The sequence below is a fragment of the Bacillus sp. B28 genome (assembly GCF_029536185.1).
Classification (GTDB): domain Bacteria; phylum Bacillota; class Bacilli; order Bacillales; family Bacillaceae; genus Bacillus; species Bacillus halotolerans.
Genome location: NZ_CP120511.1, coordinates 2,298,959 through 2,313,446, shown reverse-complemented (window position 1 = coordinate 2,313,446; position 14,488 = coordinate 2,298,959). Strand labels below are relative to the sequence as shown.

Annotated in this window: 15 protein-coding genes; all 15 read left to right on the top strand. The window is 44.1% G+C overall.

Annotation, left to right across the window (positions count from 1 at the left end; genetic code table 11):
- The first annotated feature begins 137 nt into the window (after positions 1–137).
- Complete coding sequence (locus P3L57_RS11250) at positions 138–473, top strand: nucleotide pyrophosphohydrolase (RefSeq protein ID WP_059352445.1); 336 nt, start codon at positions 138–140, stop codon at positions 471–473.
- A gap of 11 nt (positions 474–484) precedes the next feature.
- Positions 485–1,288, top strand: a complete 804-nt coding sequence (dapB, locus tag P3L57_RS11245) for a 4-hydroxy-tetrahydrodipicolinate reductase (RefSeq protein ID WP_059336620.1) — start codon at positions 485–487, stop codon at positions 1,286–1,288.
- Positions 1,289–1,303: 15 nt separating this feature from the next.
- Complete coding sequence (gene mgsA / locus P3L57_RS11240; RefSeq protein WP_044155160.1) at positions 1,304–1,717, top strand: methylglyoxal synthase; 414 nt, start codon at positions 1,304–1,306, stop codon at positions 1,715–1,717.
- Entirely contained in the window at positions 1,710–2,420 is a 711-nt protein-coding gene (gene bshB1 / locus P3L57_RS11235) for a bacillithiol biosynthesis deacetylase BshB1 (RefSeq protein WP_069487315.1), read from the top strand. Before mgsA ends, bshB1 begins: the two co-directional genes overlap by 8 nt.
- Complete coding sequence (gene bshA / locus P3L57_RS11230; RefSeq protein ID WP_024121846.1) at positions 2,417–3,550, top strand: N-acetyl-alpha-D-glucosaminyl L-malate synthase BshA; 1,134 nt, start codon at positions 2,417–2,419, stop codon at positions 3,548–3,550. The genes bshB1 and bshA overlap by 4 nt, the downstream gene beginning before the upstream one ends.
- Before the next feature lie 4 nt (positions 3,551–3,554).
- Positions 3,555–4,748: a CCA tRNA nucleotidyltransferase gene (locus P3L57_RS11225; RefSeq protein ID WP_059352447.1), complete on the top strand. Its 1,194-nt coding sequence runs from the start codon at positions 3,555–3,557 to the stop codon at positions 4,746–4,748.
- The gene (locus P3L57_RS11220; protein WP_059293705.1) at positions 4,733–5,716 is read left to right on the top strand and encodes a biotin--[acetyl-CoA-carboxylase] ligase; all 984 of its coding nucleotides are present in this window, start codon (positions 4,733–4,735) and stop codon (positions 5,714–5,716) included. Before P3L57_RS11225 ends, P3L57_RS11220 begins: the two co-directional genes overlap by 16 nt.
- Before the next feature lie 241 nt (positions 5,717–5,957).
- A complete protein-coding gene (panB, locus tag P3L57_RS11215; RefSeq protein ID WP_069487316.1) occupies positions 5,958–6,791 on the top strand; it encodes a 3-methyl-2-oxobutanoate hydroxymethyltransferase in 834 nt (277 codons plus the stop codon).
- 1 nt (position 6,792) lies between these two features.
- Positions 6,793–7,653: a pantoate--beta-alanine ligase gene (gene panC / locus P3L57_RS11210; RefSeq protein WP_069487317.1), complete on the top strand. Its 861-nt coding sequence runs from the start codon at positions 6,793–6,795 to the stop codon at positions 7,651–7,653.
- A 2-nt stretch (positions 7,654–7,655) separates the two neighbouring features.
- Positions 7,656–8,039 carry an aspartate 1-decarboxylase gene (panD, locus tag P3L57_RS11205; protein ID WP_044156733.1) on the top strand — a complete coding sequence of 128 codons (384 nt, stop codon included), beginning with the start codon at positions 7,656–7,658 and terminating at the stop codon, positions 8,037–8,039.
- A 125-nt stretch (positions 8,040–8,164) separates the two neighbouring features.
- The gene (dinG, locus tag P3L57_RS11200; RefSeq protein ID WP_069487318.1) at positions 8,165–10,960 is read left to right on the top strand and encodes an ATP-dependent DNA helicase DinG; all 2,796 of its coding nucleotides are present in this window, start codon (positions 8,165–8,167) and stop codon (positions 10,958–10,960) included.
- A 143-nt stretch (positions 10,961–11,103) separates the two neighbouring features.
- A complete protein-coding gene (locus P3L57_RS11195; RefSeq protein WP_003225588.1) occupies positions 11,104–11,274 on the top strand; it encodes a YpmA family protein in 171 nt (56 codons plus the stop codon).
- An 8-nt stretch (positions 11,275–11,282) separates the two neighbouring features.
- Positions 11,283–11,768, top strand: a complete 486-nt coding sequence (gene tseB, locus P3L57_RS11190) for a cell wall elongation/penicillin-binding protein regulator TseB (protein ID WP_044155205.1) — start codon at positions 11,283–11,285, stop codon at positions 11,766–11,768.
- A gap of 22 nt (positions 11,769–11,790) precedes the next feature.
- Complete coding sequence (aspB, locus tag P3L57_RS11185; protein WP_044155214.1) at positions 11,791–12,972, top strand: aspartate transaminase AspB; 1,182 nt, start codon at positions 11,791–11,793, stop codon at positions 12,970–12,972.
- A 140-nt stretch (positions 12,973–13,112) separates the two neighbouring features.
- Entirely contained in the window at positions 13,113–14,405 is a 1,293-nt protein-coding gene (gene asnS / locus P3L57_RS11180; RefSeq protein ID WP_044155223.1) for an asparagine--tRNA ligase, read from the top strand.
- The last annotated feature ends 83 nt before the right edge of the window (positions 14,406–14,488 follow it).

The window sequence follows — 14,488 nt, the reverse complement described above, 5'->3', positions numbered from 1 at the left end:
CACAAAACCCCTTTTCCTTCCATTAGATAGCGTTTATATTATAGTGGATGCAAAAGAAAACAGCAAACGTGCTTAAACATTTGTCAAACGTATCCGAATTAGCTAACATGTAAGAGGATGATAGGAGGTTTCGTGCAGTGAGTGATAAAACAATGAAAGATATACAGGCTGAGGTGGACCGCTACATCGGCCAATTTAAGGAAGGGTATTTCAGCCCGCTTGCCATGATGGCAAGATTAACCGAAGAACTGGGCGAGCTTGCAAGAGAAGTCAATCATCGTTATGGAGAAAAACCAAAAAAAACGACTGAAGATGATAAAAGCATGGAAGAGGAAATGGGAGATGTGCTGTTTGTATTGGTTTGTTTAGCCAACTCACTTGATATTTCATTAGAGGAAGCCCACGACCGAGTCATGCATAAATTTAATACTAGAGATAAAGACCGCTGGACAAGAAAAGAAGAAGGAAAGTAGAGGAGATCAAGATGTCAAACGAAACAATTAAAGTAGTCATTGCAGGACCGCGGGGAAGAATGGGGCAAGAAGCTGTTAAATTGGCGGAAAAAACACCTCATTTTGACCTAGTCGGAGCAGTTGACCATACATACGATCAGCACAAATTATCTGATGTGATGTCTGTTGAGTCTGATGCTCTTATTTACACAGATATCCATGCCTGCTTTACAGAAACAAAACCAGATGTATTGATTGATTTAACTACACCCGAAATCGGGAAAGTACATACAAAAGTTGCATTAGAACACGGTGTCCGCCCTGTAGTGGGTACGACCGGTTTCTCTGATACTGATTTGAAAGAACTTACATCTCTGACAGAAGAAAAAGGGATCGGGGCTATCATCGCTCCAAATTTTGCATTGGGTGCGGTACTCATGATGAAATTCTCAAAAATGGCTGCCAATTACTTCGATGATGTTGAGATTATTGAGCTTCACCATGATCAGAAGCTTGACGCGCCAAGCGGAACGGCTCTCAAAACAGCTGAAATGATTTCCGAGGTTCGAAAAGAAAAACAGCAAGGACATCCAGATGAAAAAGAAATTCTCCCAGGAGCAAGAGGTGCGGAGCTAAACGGCATCCGTCTGCACAGTGTTCGTCTTCCAGGGTTGATCGCCCATCAGGAAGTGATGTTCGGCATGGACGGCCAAACGTTGCAGATCCGTCACGATTCTTATAACCGTGCTTCCTTCATGTCCGGTGTAAAACTGTCTGTAGAACAAGTCATGAAGATTGATCAGCTTGTCTACGGATTGGAAAATATCATTGATTAGACAGGGGGATAAATGATGAAAATTGCTTTGATCGCGCATGACAAGAAGAAACAGGATATGATCCAATTTACAACCGCTTATCAAGAGATTTTGAGTCATCATGATCTATATGCAACGGGAACAACGGGATTGAAAATTCAAGAGGCGACCGGCCTTCAAATTCAGCGTTTTCAATCCGGCCCTTTAGGCGGAGACCAGCAAATCGGCGCGTTAATTGCCGCTAACGCACTTGACCTAGTTATCTTTTTGCGCGACCCGCTGACCGCACAGCCGCATGAACCGGATGTCTCGGCATTAATCCGTTTATGTGATGTTTATTCGATTCCGCTTGCCACCAATATGGGAACTGCGGAAATACTTGTTCGCACACTTGATGAAGGCGTTTTTGAATTCCGCAATCTTCTTCGGGGAGAAGAACCTCATGTATAATGCTGACGTTCTTGCTTTTGGCGCCCATAGTGATGATGTCGAGATTGGTATGGGCGGCACAATAGCAAAGCTTGTCAAACAGGGAAAAAAAACCGTGATATGCGATTTGACTGAAGCGGAGTTGTCTTCAAACGGAACAGTCAGTTTGCGAAAAGAAGAAGCGGCCGAAGCAGCCCGTATATTAGGTGTGGACAAAAGAATTCAGCTGACGCTCCCTGACCGCGGGCTGATGATGAGTGATGAGGCGATTCGGGCGATTGTCACAATCATTAGAACCTGCCGGCCGAAAGCGGTGTTTATGCCATATAAAAAGGATCGTCATCCGGATCACGGCAATGCTGCCGCACTTGTAGAAGAAGCGATCTTTTCAGCAGGAATTCATAAATATAAAGATGAAAACAGCCTGCCTGCGCATAAAGTAAGTAAGGTCTACTATTATATGATAAATGGTTTTCACCAGCCTGATTTTGTTATTGATATCTCGGATACAATAGAGGATAAAAAGAAAAGCCTCAATGCCTACAAAAGCCAGTTTGTACCGTCACAGAATTCTGTTTCAACACCATTGACGAACGGTTATATCGAGATCATTGAAGCAAGAGAAAAGCTGTACGGCAAAGAAGCAGGTGTAGGGTACGCTGAGGGCTTCTTTTCCAATCGGATGCTGATGCTGGATCATGATGTGCTTGGGGGCGAACAATGAAAAAGTTAAAAATAGGCATTACATGCTATCCGAGCGTCGGCGGCTCAGGTATCATTGCGACAGAACTCGGGAAACAGCTTGCTGAAAAGGGTCATGAAATCCATTTTATAACATCGAGCATCCCGTTCAGACTAAATACATACCATCCTAATATTCACTTTCATGAAGTTGAAGTTAACCAATATGCCGTTTTTAAATATCCGCCGTATGATTTAACATTGGCAAGCAAAATCGCTGAGGTTGCAGAACGGGAGAATTTAGACATCATCCACGCTCACTACGCTCTGCCGCATGCGGTTTGCGCTTATCTCGCAAAGCAGATGCTGAAACGGAATATCGGCATCGTAACAACTTTGCATGGAACGGATATTACAGTATTAGGATACGATCCATCCTTAAAAGATCTTATCCGTTTTGCGATAGAGGCTTCAGACAGGGTGACAGCGGTCTCATCAGCACTTGCTGCTGAAACGTACGATTTAATTAAGCCGGAGAAAAAAATAGAAACGATTTATAATTTCATAGATGAACGTGTATACCTTAAGAAAAATACAGCGGCCATTAAAGAGAAACACGGCATACTGCCGGATGAAAAAGTCGTGATCCATGTGTCCAACTTCAGAAAGGTCAAACGTGTGCAGGATGTCATCCAGGTGTTTCGAAATATAGCCGGCAAAACAAAAGCAAAACTGCTCTTAGTCGGAGACGGTCCTGAGAAATCAGTGGCCTGTGAGCTTGTCAGAAAATATGGGCTGGAAAAACAAGTGCTGATGCTTGGAAATCAAGATCGTGTCGAGGAGCTATACTCCATCAGTGATCTGAAGCTGCTGCTGTCTGAAAAAGAAAGTTTCGGCCTTGTCCTGCTTGAAGCGATGGCATGCGGAGTGCCTTGCATTGGAACGAATATTGGCGGTATCCCTGAAGTGATAAAAAACAATGTGAGCGGGTTTTTGGTGGATGTCGGCGATGTCGAAGCCGCTTCAGCTAAAGCGGTTCGCATTTTAGAAGACGAACAGCTGAGCAAGCGGTTTACCGAAGCGGCCATGGAAATGCTCAATAATGAATTTTCGTCACAAAAGATTGTCAGCCAGTATGAACAGATATATGCCGATTTAGCAGAACCGGAGTGATGACATGGAACAAATTTTTATCAAAGCACTTCCCGTGCTCCGCACATTAATTGAAGCAGGTCACCAAGCTTACTTTGTCGGAGGCGCAGTTCGTGACAGCTATATGAAACGAAATATTGGAGATGTCGATATTGCGACAGATGCGGCACCGGACCAAGTAGAACGGCTTTTTAAGCGGACAGTTGATGTCGGCAAAGAGCACGGGACCATTATCGTGCTCTGGGAAGATGATACCTATGAAGTCACTACATTCCGGACTGAATCAGATTATGAAGATTACAGAAGACCGTCAGAAGTGCACTTCATCACTTCATTAGAAGAGGATTTGAAACGCAGGGATTTGACGATTAATGCGATGGCCATGACAGCTGACGGTCAAGTTCTTGATTATTTTGGCGGCAAGAAAGACATTGATCAGCAGCTGATTCGAACGGTTGGAAAACCGGAGGACCGCTTTCAGGAAGATGCGCTTCGCATGCTGAGAGCGGTGCGATTTATGAGCCAGCTCGGATTTACGCTTTCGAAAGAAACAGAAGAAGCGATCATAAAAGAGAAAACACTTCTTTCTCATGTATCAGTCGAACGGAAAACAATAGAGTTCGAGAAGCTTTTACTGGGAAAAGCGTCCCAAGAGGCCATTCAAATGCTTGTACATACGGGGCTTTATGAAGAACTGCCGGGTTTTTATCACAAACGGGAGAACCTGCTGACGGCGAGCGAGTTTCCGTTTTCTCTTCTCACTTCTCGTGAGGAGCTTTGGGCAGCGCTTCTACTTGATCTTCAGATAGACTTGAAAGAAGCGATGCTTTTCTTGAAAGCCTGGAAGCTCCCTGGAAAAGTGATGAAGGAAGCCGCTCACATTGCCGATACGTTTGGCCAGAGCCTTGACGCTATGTCCATGTACAAGGCTGGTGAAAAAGCGCTTTTATCCGCCGTCAAAATATCAATGCTCCGGCAAACCAAGCAGCTGAACGGCGAGAGACTGAAGGAAGTTAGAGAAGCTTATCAAAGCCTGCCCATCAAAAGTCTGAAGGATCTTGCCATCACAGGGCGGGATTTACTTGCACTGCGAAACCAGCCCGCTGGAAAATGGGTGTCTGAAGAATTACAGCGGATAGAGCAGGCTGTTGTAACGGGAAAGCTCTCCAATCAGAAGGAACACATAGAGGAGTGGCTGAAGACATGCGATCAACCTTAAGAAACGATCTTATTGAATTATTTTCTCAGGCCGGAAGCGAGTTTATTTCCGGCCAAAAAATCAGTGATGCTCTCGGATGCTCGAGAACAGCTGTATGGAAGCATATTGAGGAGCTTCGCAAAGAAGGCTATGAAGTGGAGGCTGTCAGAAGAAAAGGGTATCGGCTTATCAAAAAGCCTGGAAAACTCAGTGAAAGTGAAATTCGGTTTGGGCTGAAAACAGAAGTGATGGGCCAGCATCTTTTTTATCATGACGTCCTTTCATCCACTCAAAAAAAGGCTCATGAGCTTGCTAATGATAACGCGCCGGAGGGCACTCTCGTTGTCGCAGATAAACAAACAGCCGGCAGAGGGCGTATGTCAAGGGTGTGGCATTCTCAAGAAGGAACAGGCATCTGGATGAGCCTGATTTTGCGTCCAGACATTCCGCTTCAAAAAACACCTCAGCTTACGCTTCTTGCTGCGGTAGCTGTTGTGCAAGGAATAGAGGAGGCAACAGGTCTCCAAACGGATATTAAATGGCCTAATGACATATTAATTCACGGAAAAAAAGCAGTCGGCATCTTAACTGAAATGCAGGCGGAAGAAGACCGCGTCCGTTCAGTCATTATCGGAACAGGCATAAACGTTAATCAAGAGGCCGATGATTTTCCCGAGGAGCTAAAGGAAACCGCAACGAGCCTTAGTCAGGCAGCCGGTGAAAAAATAGATCGGGCCAGCGTCATGCAGCATATTTTGCTATCTTTTGAAAAACGGTACCGAGATTATTTAGCGCATGGTTTCACGCCGATTAAACTACTGTGGGAAAGCTATGCGCTGGGTATCGGCAGTGAATTAAGAGCAAGAACGCTAAACGGAACATTTTATGGGAAAGCTTTAGGAATAGACGAAGAGGGTGTTCTTCTTTTAGAAACAAAGGAAGGCATAAAAAAAATCTATTCGGCAGATATCGAAATGGGTTCATTGTAGTTGGTACAAGCCTGTTGATTTTGATATACTTCCATTGGGCAGTATCGCCTGCGAACTGCACCTATTCATAAAAAATAGATAGACATTGCAGCAGTCTGCCTTGATCCAAAAAGGACTGGGACAGAGGGATGAAACTCGCCGAACTTTAGAAAGTGAAGAATCCTTCTCGTGTAGCGGAAGGTTTTTTTGGCTTGGATAAGATACGGCAGCTCATCTCCTCTAAAAATGAGGAGGAGAAAAAGTGAAAACAAAACTTGATTTCTTAAAAATGAAAGAGAATGAAGAACCGATTGTCATGCTGACGGCTTACGATTATCCGGCAGCTAAGCTTGCTGAACAAGCGGGAGTGGATATGATTTTAGTCGGCGATTCACTAGGAATGGTCGTGCTAGGCCTTGATTCAACTGTCGGCGTGACAGTTGCGGATATGATCCATCACACGAAAGCGGTCAAAAGAGGTGCGCCAAATACATTTATCGTAACCGACATGCCGTTTATGTCCTACCACTTGTCTAAAGAGGATACGCTGAAAAATGCCGCAGCTATCGTTCAGGAAAGCGGAGCCGACGCGCTGAAGCTGGAAGGCGGTGAAGGGGTGTTTGAATCCATCCGCGCCTTGACGCTCGGTGGCATTCCTGTTGTCAGTCATTTAGGGCTGACACCGCAATCAGTCGGTGTATTAGGCGGATATAAAGTACAGGGCAAAGATGAACATAGCGCCAAGAAATTAATAGAAGACAGTATAAAATGTGAGGAAGCGGGGGCCATGATGCTTGTGCTTGAATGTGTGCCTGCAGAACTCACGGCAAAAATCGCAGAAACATTATCTATTCCTGTCATTGGAATCGGAGCTGGTGTAAAAGCGGACGGACAGGTTCTTGTTTATCACGATGTTATCGGCCATGGTGTTGTTAGAACACCTAAATTTGTGAAACAATATACGCAAATTGACGGCACTATAGAAACAGCAATCAGTGGATATGTCCATGATGTAAGATATCGTGCTTTCCCTGAACAAAAGCATTCCTTTCAGATGAATCAGACAGTCCTGGAAGGCTTGTACGGAGGAAAATAAGATGAAGCAGATTACAGATATCTCACAGCTGAAAGAAATCATTACACAATATCAGTCAGAAGGCAAAACAATCGGATTTGTTCCGACGATGGGATTTCTTCATGAAGGGCATTTAACTTTGGCAGACAAAGCCAGACAAGAAAATGACGCCGTCGTTATGAGTATTTTTGTAAATCCGACGCAATTCGGTCCCGGGGAGGATTTTGAAGCGTATCCGCGCGATCTCGAACGTGATGCCGCTCTTGCGGAAAATGCCGGCGTTGATATTCTTTTCACTCCTGATGCCAGTGACATGTATCCCGGTGAAAAAAATGTAACGATACATGTTGAGAGACGTACAGAGGTTTTATGCGGGCGTTCAAGGGAAGGACACTTTGACGGAGTTGCCATCGTGCTGACGAAGCTGTTCAATCTTGTTAAACCGACACGCGCTTATTTTGGTTTAAAGGATGCGCAGCAGGTGGCAGTTGTTGATGGTTTAATCAGTGATTTCTTCATGGATATTGAACTGGTTGCTGTAGATACGGTCAGAGAGGAAGACGGGTTAGCCAAAAGCTCCCGGAATGTGTATTTAACGGCGGAGGAAAGAAGAGAAGCACCTAAGCTTTACAAAGCCCTTCAGACGAGTGCCGAGCTGATCAGAGCAGGTGAGAGAAATCCTGAAGCGGTCATCAATGCTGCAAAAGACATCATTGAAACGACAAGCGGCAGAATTGATTATGTTGAGCTATATTCTTATCCGGAACTTGAGCCTGTGAACAAGCTCGAAGGAAAGATTATTCTGGCTGTAGCAGTTGCATTTTCAAAAGCGCGTTTAATAGACAATATCATTATTGATATTCAAGAAATGGAGAGAATATAATGATGTATCGCACGATGATGAGCGGAAAGCTTCATAGGGCAACGGTTACAGAAGCAAATCTTAACTATGTGGGCAGCATTACAATTGATGAAGATCTGATTGATGCGGTAGGAATGCTTCCTAATGAAAAAGTGCAAATTGTGAATAATAACAATGGAGCACGCCTGGAAACGTACATTATTCCCGGTCAGCGCGGAAGCGGAGTCATCTGTTTAAACGGAGCTGCCGCACGCCTTGTACAGGAAGGCGATAAGGTTATTATTATTTCCTACAAAATGATGTCTGATCAAGAAGCGGCAAACCATCAGCCGAAAGTTGCCGTTTTGAATGACCAAAACAAAATTGAACAAATGCTTGGACAAGAACCTGCCAGCACTATTTTGTAGATATACCGCCCCCTTTATCGGGGGTTTTCGTTTAAGATTTTCAGCGTAAAACGGTTTTGCCGCTCCATTTCCGTACAAAACGTGTTACACTTTTGTCGTATGCAAGAATTGAGGTGTCCATTTTAATGAAAAAGCAACGGTTCGTTGTTATAGATGTAGAAACAACAGGGAATTCGCCAAAAAAGGGCGATAAAATCATTCAAATTGCAGCGGTTGTAATTGAAAATGGACAAATTACTGAGCGGTTTTCAAAATATATTAATCCAAATAAATCCATTCCGGTTTTTATTGAACAGCTTACGGGAATCACGAATCAAATGGTAGAAAATCAGCCGCCGTTTAAAGCAGTGGCTGAAGAAGTGTTTCATTTGCTTGACGGCGCTTACTTTGTCGCCCACAATATCCATTTTGACCTCGGGTTTGTGAAGCATGAGTTACATAAAGCGGGTTTCCAGCTCCCAGATTGTGAAGTGCTGGATACTGTTGAGCTCTCCCGTATCGCATTTCCGGGATTTGAGGGATATAAGCTGACTGAATTAAGCGAAGAGCTTCAGCTGCGGCATGATCAGCCGCATCGAGCTGACAGCGACGCTGAAGTCACAGGACTTATTTTTTTGGAAATTCTTGAAAAGCTAAGGCGGCTTCCTTATCCGACATTAAAGCAGTTAAGAAGGCTGTCACAGCATTTTATCAGTGATCTGACGCATTTGTTAGATATGTTCATTTATGAAAACAGACATACAGATATGCCAGGCTTTACGCGTTTTTCATCTTTTTCTGTCAGAGAACCTGAACCTGTGATTGAACGTCGCAAAGAAGATGAAGAATTTCTATTTGAGATGGAAAATTGGGCAGCAGGAAATGAAAAAGCGCTCTCTGAGTTCATGCCCCAGTACGAAAAAAGAGAAGGCCAAATGCTGATGATGAAAGAAGTGGCTGATGCCTTTGCCAATCGTGAACACGCGCTGATTGAAGCTGCTCCGGGAATCGGAAAAACGATCGGCTACCTGATTCCGGCTGCGCTTTTTGCTAAAAAGTCAAAAAAGCCGGTCGTCATCAGCACGTATTCAACCCTTCTTCAGCAGCAGATTTTGACGAAGGATTTGCCGATCGTTAAAGATATGTTCCCTTTTTCGGTGACTGCGGCTATTTTAAAAGGGCAATCGCATTATCTGTGTCTTTATAAGTTTGAGCAGGTGCTTCATGAGGAAGATGATAACTATGATGCCGTTTTGACAAAAGCCCAGCTTCTTGTTTGGCTGACAGAGACAAACACGGGAGATGTAGCAGAACTGAATTTGCCGTCAGGCGGAAAACTGCTGTGGGACAGATTGGCATATGATGATCATTCTTATAAACGACATCAGAGGGATCAAGTGATTGGTTTTTATGAACGGGCCAAACAAAGTGCCATGCGGTCTGATCTGGTGATTACGAATCATTCTCTTCTGCTAACCGATGAGGCAAGCCGGAAAAAAAGACTTCCGGATAGCGGGACTTTTGTAATTGATGAAGCACACCATTTTGAACGTGCTGCAAGCGAACATTTAGGAAAAAGAGCAACTTACATAGAACTGCATACAAAATTGAGCAGAATCGGAACGCTTAAAGAGCAGGGGCTTCTGAAAAAAATGAGACAGCTTTTTCAGCGTCACAGCCTGCCGGTGGATTCATTTTTCGAAGTGGAGGAGTGGATTCAGCATATTCAGGCGGAAAGTGATGCGTTTTTCAGCTCTGTGCATTCTTTTGTCAAACGAAGAAAACCTAAAGAAGACTTAAACCGTCTTGTCTTTAACGTGAACAAAAAAAGTCACGATAAAGGATGGCCTATTTTAACAGATGGAGCGGAAAGGCTCTGTTCTATGCTGGCGCATTTGCAGCAGCTTTTTGAGACCCAGACAGCTTTGATGGAAGAACATCTGACGGCTATGAAAAGCAAAAATGCTTTTTTGGCCGATGAATATAATAGAAGCATGAATGATTTGGGGGAGTACTGCCAGACTCTAAATCAGCTGTTCTTTGGCTCAGATGACAATGAAGCGGTTTGGATTGAGATAGATGCTAAAGGTGCGAAGAATGCAGTAGCTATATATGCGCAGCCGCTGGAACCGGGCGAGCTTCTTGCTGATCAGTTTTTCGCCCGGAAAAACAGTGTCGTTCTTACATCTGCAACCCTAACGATAGAAAATTCGTTTCATTTTATCATTGAGCGTTTGGGGTTAAGTGACTTTTTCCCCCGCACAATGAGGATCGCGTCGCCTTTTTCTTATGATGAGCGGATGCAGGTAATGATTCCAAAAGAAATAAAATCGATCCAAGATACGGGGCAGACTGAATTTATACAGGATACCGCACGTTATATCGAACTGATGGCAAAAGAAAAACAGCCGAAAATCCTTGTGCTGTTTACGTCTCATGACATGCTGAAAAAAGTGCATCAGGAACTCAAGCTCGCCATGAGTGTTTCAGGCATACAGCTTTTGGCTCAGGGCATAACCGGCGGCAGTCCCGGAAAACTGATGAAAACGTTCAAAACAGCCAATCAGGCCATTTTGCTTGGAACGAATCATTTTTGGGAAGGCGTTGATTTCCCTGGCGATGAACTGACGACAGTGATCATCGTGAGACTTCCTTTCCGGGCTCCGGATCATCCGCTGCACGCTGCAAAATGTGAGCTGGCGAGGAAGAAAGGGCGCAATCCGTTTCAAACGGTCTCACTGCCGGAAGCGGTGCTGACGTTCAGACAAGGAATTGGGCGCTTGCTCCGGACAGCCGGAGACAAAGGAACGATTGTCATATTAGACAGACGGGTCAAAACCGCTGGCTACGGGCGCCTGTTCCTTGATGCTCTGCCGACAACAGCAATATCTGAAGTGACTGACAGTGAGATTGAAGCTTATGTTGCCGGAAAAAGTGAATAAAAGCCGCATAAAGCGGCTTTCCGGTGTGGGAGTAGGACGTGTTTTATTTGTAAAAGCGGGTTTTTCCGCTTTGTGGTACTAGTATGGCGCGTCCTGAAAAGGAGTATGACTAACAATATTTGTTCAATTTGGAGGATGAAAAAATGGAAAGCAAAATCGAAATTCTTTCAACTATTAATGTAGAGCATTCGGATGACCTTTATAAAATTGTAGACACGCTGAATCGGACACTGAAAAGAGATAATCTGATGTTCGGTCTTGCGCTTGATGAAGAAAACAAAAACCAAGCCGTTTTTACCATTTATCGTACGTAGGTGAGAAGATGAGAAAAAAAGCATTAATATTTACCGCCATATTTGGTATTATTTTTTTAGCAGTACTTCTTGTCTCGGCAAACATTTATAAATCAGCCATGGCACAAAAGGAAAAGGGGCACGAAGCAGCAGCTGCTGAAGCGAAAAAAGAAACCGACCTCACCAGCGTTGATCAAGTCGAAACATTTGTCGGAAAAGAAAAGTATTATATCGTAAAGGGAACCGACAAAAAAGGCATCAAATTATATGTATGGGTTCCTGAAGATAAAAAAGCAAAAATTCTCTCAAAAGAAGCAAAAGAGGGAATCACCGAGGACAAAGCGGCGAAAATCATACAAGATGAAGGGCTGGTTTCAAAGCAAAAAGAGATTCACCTGGCAAGAGAAGGGAACGTCCTGCTTTGGGAAGTAACGTACTTAGACAAAGAAGGACAATACAGTTTAAGTTATGTGGACTTTACAACTGGAAAGATTCTCAAAAATATCACGCCTTAAGACGAATTAGGGGGAGTTCAAGTTGAAACTGGCAAAAAGAGTATCCGCATTAACACCGTCTACCACACTGGCCATTACAGCGAAAGCGAAAGAACTGAAAGCGGCAGGCCATGATGTCATCGGCCTTGGAGCGGGCGAACCCGACTTCAATACACCGCAGCACATTATTGATGCAGCTGTACGCTCAATGAACGAAGGACATACGAAATACACGCCTTCAGGCGGTTTGGCTGAATTAAAAAACAGCATTGCAGAGAAATTTAAACGTGACCAGAATATTGAATACAAACCGTCTCAATTGATTGTCTGTACTGGTGCCAAACATGCACTGTATACCCTTTTCCAAGTGATTTTGGATGAAGGAGACGAAGTGATTATCCCAACGCCTTACTGGGTAAGCTATCCGGAACAGGTGAAACTCGCTGGAGGTCAGCCTGTTTATGTGGAAGGGCTTGAGGAAAATCACTTTAAAATTTCTCCTGAGCAGCTGAAAAAAGCGATTACAGAAAAAACAAAAGCAATCGTTATTAATTCACCAAGCAATCCGACTGGCGTTATGTATACAGAAGAAGAGCTGGCCGCGCTTGGCGAAGTGTGCCTTGATCATGACATCCTGATAGTATCTGACGAAATTTATGAAAAACTTACATACGGCGGAAAAAAACACGTTTCCATCGCACAGCTGTCTGACCGTTTGAAAGAGCAAACGATCGTCATCAACGGCGTATCAAAATCACACAGCATGACAGGCTGGAGAATCGGTTATGCGGCTGGAGCAGAAGAGATCATCAAAGCGATGACAAACCTTGCAAGCCACAGCACGTCAAATCCGACATCCATCGCGCAATACGGAGCGATTGCCGCATACAACGGACCTTCTGAGCCAATGGAGGAGATGAGAAAAGCATTTGAGCATAGATTAAACACGATTTATGATCAGCTCGTTGAAATCCCGGGCTTCAGCTGCGTGAAGCCGGAAGGTGCTTTTTACTTATTTCCGAATGCAAAAAAAGCAGCTCAAACTTGCGGTTTCAAAGATGTAGATGAATTTGTCAAGGCGCTTCTTGAAGAAGAAAAAGTCGCGATAGTTCCAGGCTCCGGATTCGGCTCTCCTGATAATGTCCGGTTGTCCTACGCGACATCATTAGACCTTCTGGAAAAAGCGGTGCAACGAATCAAACGATTTGTAGAAAAACATAGCTAACGGATCAGAAAGCGGCTGACAAAAAGCCGCTTTTTATCTGCATTGACCCGGTCAGTTAAGACCGGGTATAATAAAGTGATGATAAAAGAGTTCGCGGGGCAAAAGCTTCCGAATGTCTTCTTGTTTTGGAGGGAAATATTTTGAAAACAACAATCAACCAAGTGTACAAGCACGTAGGTGAGGAAGTAACGATCGGAGCTTGGATCGCTAATAAGCGTTCAAGCGGGAAAATCGCGTTTTTACAGCTGAGAGACGGTACAGGTTTTATTCAAGGTGTCGTTGTAAAAGCGGAGGTTGAAGAGAGCATTTTCCAAACGGCTAAATCTGTGACGCAGGAAACGTCACTCTATATAAAAGGAATTGTCAAAGAGGACGAGCGTTCTCCGCTTGGTTATGAATTAGCTGTCACAGATATTGAAGTCATTCACGAAGCGACTGATTATCCAATTACGCCAAAGGAACACGGTACGGAATTTTTGATGGATCACAGACACTTATGGCTTCGTTCAAAGCGCCAGCATGCGATCATGAAAATCCGCAATGAAATCATTCGCGCGACTTACGAATTCTTTAATAACGAAGGCTTCGTAAAAGTAGATCCGCCGATTTTGACTGGAAGCGCGCCTGAAGGAACAACTGAGCTCTTTGCGACAAAATACTTCGATGAAGATGCTTACCTTTCTCAAAGCGGACAGCTGTACATGGAAGCTGCGGCGATGGCATTAGGAAAAGTATTCTCCTTCGGACCGACGTTCAGAGCAGAAAAGTCTAAAACAAAACGCCACTTAATCGAATTCTGGATGATCGAACCGGAAATGGCGTTTGTTGAATTTGAAGAAAACCTTCAGGTACAGGAAAATTACGTTTCATTCATCGTGCAATCGGTTCTTAAGAATTGCAAAATTGAATTAAACACACTAGGAAGAGACACGTCAAAACTTGAGCAAATCAAAGCGCCGTTCCCAAGAATTACGTATGACGAAGCGGTTGATTTTCTGAAAGAAAAAGGCTTTGACGATATCGAGTGGGGAGACGATTTTGGAGCGCCTCATGAAACAGCGATTGCCGAGCACTATGACAAACCGGTTTTCATCACTCGCTATCCGACGTCTTTAAAACCGTTCTATATGCAGCCGGCATCTGACCGCGAAGATGTAGTGCTTTGCGCAGATCTGATCGCGCCTGAAGGCTACGGAGAAATCATCGGCGGTTCTGAACGGATTCACGATATGGAACTATTGGAAGCGCGCCTTAAAGAACATGGACTGGATTCTGACGCATATAAATGGTATGCTGAACTTAGAAAATATGGATCAGTTCCACATTCCGGATTCGGCCTAGGGTTAGAGCGTACAGTAGCTTGGATCAGCGGAGCGCCTCACGTACGTGAAACAATTCCGTTCCCAAGACTGTTGAACCGTCTGTATCCGTAATACATTTAAATGAAACAAGAAAAAAGAGTCTCCTGCAAGGGAGACTTTTTACAGTAAAGGGGAAAACACTATCCTTTACAGTA